The sequence below is a fragment of the Burkholderia sp. GbtcB21 genome (genome assembly GCF_019091065.1).
GTDB classification, from domain to species: Bacteria; Pseudomonadota; Gammaproteobacteria; order Burkholderiales; family Burkholderiaceae; genus Burkholderia; species Burkholderia pyrrocinia_C.
In genome coordinates this window covers 1-250 of the sequence record NZ_JAGXKA010000359.1, presented here as the reverse complement: position 1 = coordinate 250, position 250 = coordinate 1, and the positions used below count along the sequence as shown (strand labels likewise).

Below are 250 nucleotides of genomic sequence, written 5' to 3'. Positions count from 1 at the left end.
ACGTGCGCCGCGATCTCGTGCCCGTACTCGCGCGGGCCGAGCGCAAACGATGCTGGCCCGGTGCGGCGCTCGCGTGTGTCTGGCAAGTCGTCCCATTCGGCGTCGCCATGGCCGCGCCCTTCCAGTTCGAGCGCACTCAGGAAGCCCTTCAACGCGGCCGCGCGCCAGAAGTCGGTGCTGATCGGATGGCGCGGCTGCCCGAGCCGCCGGCCGCGCAGATCACGCGCGGTGCGGTTGCCGCGGTCGGGCT

General features: G+C 72.8%; 1 pseudogene. It reads right to left on the bottom strand.

Going from position 1 to position 250, the window contains the following annotated elements:
* Window positions 1–250 (bottom strand): annotated as a pseudogene (locus KVT39_RS37110) (ABC transporter substrate-binding protein); the annotation flags it as partial.